The sequence below is a fragment of the Streptomyces albidus (ex Kaewkla and Franco 2022) genome, assembly GCF_013870515.1.
GTDB classification, from domain to species: Bacteria; Actinomycetota; Actinomycetes; order Streptomycetales; family Streptomycetaceae; genus Streptomyces; species Streptomyces albidus.
Window position 1 is genome coordinate 1 of sequence record NZ_JACBXA010000336.1, and the last position, 5,076, is coordinate 5,076.

4 protein-coding genes and 1 pseudogene are annotated in these 5,076 nt (G+C 70.5%); 4 read left to right on the plus strand and 1 reads right to left on the minus strand.

The features are described from left to right. Positions 1 to 176: 176 nt before the first annotated feature. Positions 177 to 1,319, plus strand: a complete 1,143-nt coding sequence (locus H5J26_RS28185) for a glycosyltransferase family 4 protein (RefSeq protein ID WP_181768794.1) — start codon at positions 177 to 179, stop codon at positions 1,317 to 1,319. Positions 1,320 to 1,382: 63 nt separating this feature from the next. Here the strand turns inward: H5J26_RS28185 and H5J26_RS28190 are convergent, their stop codons facing one another. Next, the gene (locus H5J26_RS28190; protein ID WP_181768795.1) at positions 1,383 to 3,194 is read right to left on the minus strand and encodes an AMP-dependent synthetase/ligase; all 1,812 of its coding nucleotides are present in this window, start codon (positions 3,192 to 3,194) and stop codon (positions 1,383 to 1,385) included. 286 nt (positions 3,195 to 3,480) lie between these two features. Here H5J26_RS28190 and H5J26_RS28195 point away from each other — a divergent pair, with 286 nt between their 5' ends. From H5J26_RS28195 to H5J26_RS31100, 3 genes and pseudogenes are all read left to right on the plus strand, one after another. Next, positions 3,481 to 4,242, plus strand: a complete 762-nt coding sequence (locus H5J26_RS28195) for a metallophosphoesterase family protein (RefSeq protein ID WP_181768796.1) — start codon at positions 3,481 to 3,483, stop codon at positions 4,240 to 4,242. A gap of 134 nt (positions 4,243 to 4,376) precedes the next feature. After that, entirely contained in the window at positions 4,377 to 4,853 is a 477-nt protein-coding gene (locus tag H5J26_RS28200; protein ID WP_181768797.1) for an SRPBCC family protein, read from the plus strand. 7 nt (positions 4,854 to 4,860) lie between these two features. Continuing rightward, a pseudogene (locus H5J26_RS31100) lies at positions 4,861 to 5,076 on the plus strand (hypothetical protein); the annotation flags it as partial.

The window sequence follows — 5,076 nt, forward strand, 5'->3', positions numbered from 1 at the left end:
CGCTCCGCTGTGCTGTCCGTCATGACCGTCCCGTCGTCCGCTTGCCTGCTCCTGCCGGCCCGCTCACCTGTGCCTGCCTCGCCGCCCGCGCCATCATGCCGGGTGGAGCGGGGCGTCGCCTGCGACAGGTCGGCGGCCGGGCGGCTCGCGTCACCCGGACGGTACTGTCGGCTCCGATGAGAAAGACCTTGATCGTCACCAACGACTTCCCGCCGAGGGCGGGTGGTATCCAGGCGTTCTTGCACAGCTTGACGCTACATCTGGACCCTTCGCGCGTCGTCGTCTACGCCTCCACCTACAAGCGCACCCGTGAAGGCGCGGAGGAGACCGCCCGGTTCGACGCGGAACAGCCCTTCGAGGTCGTCCGTGACCGCACGACCATGCTGCTGCCGACACCGAGGGTCACCCGGCGCGCAGCCGCGCTGCTGCGCGAACACGGCTGTGAGTCCGTATGGTTCGGCGCTGCCGCACCGCTGGGCCTGATGGCGCCCGCGCTGCGTCAGGCCGGGGCACGGCGGCTGGTCGCCACGACGCACGGGCACGAGGCCGCCTGGGCGCAACTGCCCGTCTCCCGGCAGCTGTTGCGCCGCATCGGGGAGGGCACGGACACGATCACCTATCTCGGCGAGTACACCCGGTCGAGGATCGCCCGTGCCCTGACCCCTCGGGCCGCCGCCAGGATGGTGCAACTGCCGCCCGGCGTCGACGAGAAGTCCTTCCACCCGGGCTCGGGCGGAGACGCTGTACGCGCGCGGCTCGGCCTCACCGACCGGCCCGTGATCGTCTGTGTCTCCCGGCTGGTGCCGCGCAAGGGCCAGGACACCCTGATCCGCGCGATGCCCCGGATCCTCTCCCGGGTGCCGGACGCCGTGCTGCTGATCGTGGGCGGCGGCCCGTACCGCGGACGGCTGGAGAAGCTGGCCGAGGCGACCGGAGTGACGGGGGCCGTGCAGTTCACCGGCGCCGTCCCATGGGACGAACTGCCGGCCCACCACGGTGCCGGCGACGTCTTCGCGATGCCGTGCCGCACCCGCCGCGGCGGTCTGGACGTGGAGGGGCTCGGCATCGTCTATCTGGAGGCCTCGGCCACCGGACTCCCCGTCGTCGCGGGCGACTCGGGCGGCGCCCCCGACGCCGTGCTGCACGGTGAGACCGGCTGGGTCGTACGGGGCGGAGCCCCCGACGAGGCCGCCGACCGCATCAGCACGCTCCTGGAGGACCCGGGGCTGCGTGCGCGCATGGGCGAGCGGGGCAGGGAATGGGTGCTCGAACGCTGGAGACGGGACCTGCTCGCGGAGCGGCTCAAGGAGCTGCTCTGAACCGGTCGACCGCCCGTCGGTGCCGAGGCGCGGTGCCCCGCACCGACGGGGCGCCGGCCGGTCTCAGACGTACAGCGCTTCGATCTCGTCGGCGAAGTCCTTGGCCACGACTCCGCGCTTGAGCTTCAGCGACGGCGTGATGTGCCCCGACTCCTCCGTGAACTGGATGCTCAGCACCTTGAACTTCCGTACGGACTCGGCCCGGGAGACCAGGGCGTTGCCCGCGTCCACGGCCAGCTGGAGCTCGGCCACCAGTTCCTTGTCCTGAAGCAGCGTCTCGTGCGAGAGCCCGGACTTGCCGTGCTCCTCGGCCCAGCGCGGCAGGAACTCCTCGTCGACGGTGAGCAGCGCGCCGACGAACGGACGGCCGTCGCCGACGACCATGCACTCGGCGACCAGGGCGTGTCCGCGGATGTGGTCCTCGATGACGGACGGGGCGATGTTCTTGCCGCCGGCCGTCACCAGGATCTCCTTCTTGCGCCCGGTGATGGCGAGGTAGCCGTCCGGGTCGAGGGTGCCGAGGTCGCCGGTGTGGAACCAGCCGTGGGAGAGGGCTTCCTGCGTGGCCTGCTCGTTGTTCCAGTAGCCGGCGAAGAGGTGCTCGCCGTGCAGCAGCACCTCGTTGTCGTCCGCGATGCGGATGACGGAACCGGGGAGCGGCTGGCCGACGGTGCCGATCTTCTGCCTGTCGAACGGGTTGAAGGCGGTGGCCGCACAGGACTCGGTGAGGCCGTAGCCCTCCAGCACGGTGAAGCCGATGCCGCGGTAGAAGTGCCCGAGCCGCTCGCCCAGCGGGGCGCCGCCGGAGATCGCGTGGGTGGCGCGGCCGCCAAGCACCGCGCGGAGCTTGCTGTAGACGAGCATGTCGAAGAGTTTGTGGCGCAGCCTCAGCTTGAGCGAAGGGCCCGAAGGGTCGTCCAGCGCGCGGCTGTAGGCGATCGCGGTCTCGGCGGCCTTGTCGAAGATCTTGCCCTTGCCGCCAGCCTGGGCCTGTGCCCGGGCGGAGTTGAAGACCTTCTCGAAGACGCGCGGCACGCCCAGCACCATCGTCGGGCGGAAGGCGCCCAGTTCGTCGGTCAGCGTCTTCACGTCGGAGACGTGGGCGAGCTTGATCGGCGCCATCACGGCGGCCACCTGCACCAGCCGGCCGAAGACGTGGGCGATGGGCAGGAAGAGAAGCACGGAGGACTCGCCCGTACGGAACATCGGGCGCAGCCGCTCGACGACGTTGCCGCACTCGGCGAAGAAGCTGCGGTGGGTGAGCACGCAGCCCTTGGGGCGGCCCGTGGTCCCGGAGGTGTAGACGATGGTGGCGGGGGAGTCGGCGTGCGCGGTGGAGCCTCGGGCCTCGACCGTCGCGTCGGGCACGTCGGCGCCGCTCCGCGTCAGCAGGTCGATCGCGCCCGTACCGGCGGCACTTGCCGAGGGCTCGATCTGCCAGGAGTGCGCGAGGGCGGGAAGCCGGTGGCGCACGGCCTCGACGGCCTCGGTGTGCGCATCGGTCTCCACGACGCAGGCGACGGCACCCGAGTCGCCCAGTATCCACGCGATCTGTTCCTGCGAACTCGTCTCGTACACCGGCACGGTGACGGCTCCGGCGCTCCAGATCGCGAAGTCCAGCAGCGTCCACTCGTAGCGCGTGCGGGACATCAGGGCCACGCGGTCGCCCGGCTCGATCCCGGCAGCGATCAGGCCCTTGGCCGCAGCCCGCACCTCGGTCAGGAACTCGGCGGCGGTGACGTCCACCCACTGCCCGTCCTGCTTGCGTGCGACGACGGCGACTTCGGGATGCTGGGCCGCGTTACGGCGGATGAGATCCGTCAGATTGCCGTCGGCTGGGACCTCGTAGAGGGCCGGAAGGCTGAACTCGCGCAAGACTGCTGCTCCTCGTCGGCGCCGGACATGGTGGCCGTCGAGGTGCGGCCTCCGATGGCTCGGTCCAAGACCTGGGGGAGATCTTGAATGATTGACGGGCCGGACGTTACCCACGGGTAGGGGTGTGAGGGTAGGGGGTGGCACTGAGATGTCTTATGCGTCACACGCCTCGGTCCTGTCCGCGGAAGCCTAATCCACGTATGCGGTGACGGGGAAGTAACCGCAGGTGGGGAAGGTCCTTTGGCGGGGTGCCGCGCACGGGGCTCCCCGATCTAGGGTGTGGGGCATGCGAGTCCACGTGGTCAGCGACGTACACGGCAACAGCCGGGACCTGGCTGGGGCGGGCGAGGGAGCCGACGCGCTCGTGTGCCTGGGGGATCTCATCCTCTTCCTCGACTACGCCGACCACTCCCGCGGCATCTTCCCCGAGCTGTTCGGAGTCGAAAGCGCGGACCACATCGTGGAGTTGAGGACCGCGCGCCGTTTCGCGGAGGCGCGCGAGTTCTCGGCCCGCCTCTGGGCGGGCGTCGACCGCGCGGCCGCCACGGAAGCGGCCGTCCGCAAGCAGTACGCCGAGTTGTTCGCGGCCTTCCCCGCTCCGACGTACGCGACGTACGGCAACGTCGACATGCCGCCCCTGTGGCCGGAGTACGCGCAGCAGGGCACCACCGTCCTGGACGGTGAGACGGCCGACATCGGCGGTCTGCGCTTCGGATTCGTGGGCGGCGGTCTGAAGACTCCGATGCGCACGCCGTACGAGATCGACGACGAGACGTACGCGGCGAAGGTCGAGGCGCTGGGAGAGGTCGACGTGCTCTGCTCCCACATCCCGCCCGACGTCCCGGAGTTGTGCTACGACCGGGTGGCGCGCCGCTTCGAGCGCGGAAGTGAGGCGCTGCTGGAGGCGATCCACGCCGTGCGGCCGCGCTTCCATCTCTTCGGGCACGTCCACCAGCCCCTGGTGCAGCGGATGCGGGTCGGCCGGACCGAGTGCGTGAACGTGGGGCACTTCAACGCGACGGGCACGCCCTGGGTGCTGGAGTGGTGATCGACTCCTCGTCTCCCGCTGCCATGGGTGCCGCACAGGGCGTAAGCCTGGCCGCCACTCGGGGTGCCGTACACGCGCGATAGCCTTCGAGCGGCAATCGAGGGCCGGCTCGCAGCAATGGAGGATCCACGGCGATGGCGGAACACACCAGCTCGAACATCACCATCGATGCGGCGCCCGCTGCCGTGATGGGAGTGATCTCCGACTTCGCCCGCTACCCCGAGTGGACGGACGAGGTGAAGGAGGCCGAGGTCCTCTCCCAGGACTCGGAGGGACGGGCCGAGCAGGTGCGGCTGCTGCTGGACGCCGGCGCCATCAAGGACGAGCACACCCTGGCCTACGAGTGGACCGGCGAGCACGAGGTCCGCTGGTCGCTGGTGAAGTCCCAGATGCTTCGCTCGCTGGACGGCGTCTACCGGCTCACCCCGGCCGACGGCGGTGAACGCACCCAGGTCACCTACCAGTTGACCGTCGACGTCAAGATTCCGATGCTGGGCATGATCAAGCGCAAGGCGGAGAAGGTCATCATCGACCGCGCGCTCTCGGGTCTGAAGAAGCGGGTCGAATCGGGTGGTGGCGCCACCGAGGACCAGGGCGCCGCCAAAGGCTGAGCCCGGGGTGTCCCGGCCCGACGACGAACGGCCCACGGCAGGACCCGCCGCGGCCGGAGCCGCCCGGCAGAACGCCGGTGCGCCCGACGCCACCGCGCAGGGCGACCGGCGCGACGCGGCCGCTCAGAGCGAGGACGACGGATCAGCGGCCGAACGCCCTTCGCCGCGCACCGTGTTGATCACGGGCCCCGGCGGTTCGGGTCGTACCACCGTTGCCGCAGCC

Excerpts from the sequence above, each read along its gene's own strand:
- H5J26_RS28185 (WP_181768794.1), top strand. The coding sequence starts at position 177 with ATGAGAAAGACCTTGATCGTCACCAACGACTTCCCGCCGAGGGCGGGT.
- H5J26_RS28195 (WP_181768796.1), top strand. The coding sequence starts at position 3,481 with ATGCGAGTCCACGTGGTCAGCGACGTACACGGCAACAGCCGGGACCTG.
- H5J26_RS28200 (WP_181768797.1), top strand. The coding sequence starts at position 4,377 with ATGGCGGAACACACCAGCTCGAACATCACCATCGATGCGGCGCCCGCT.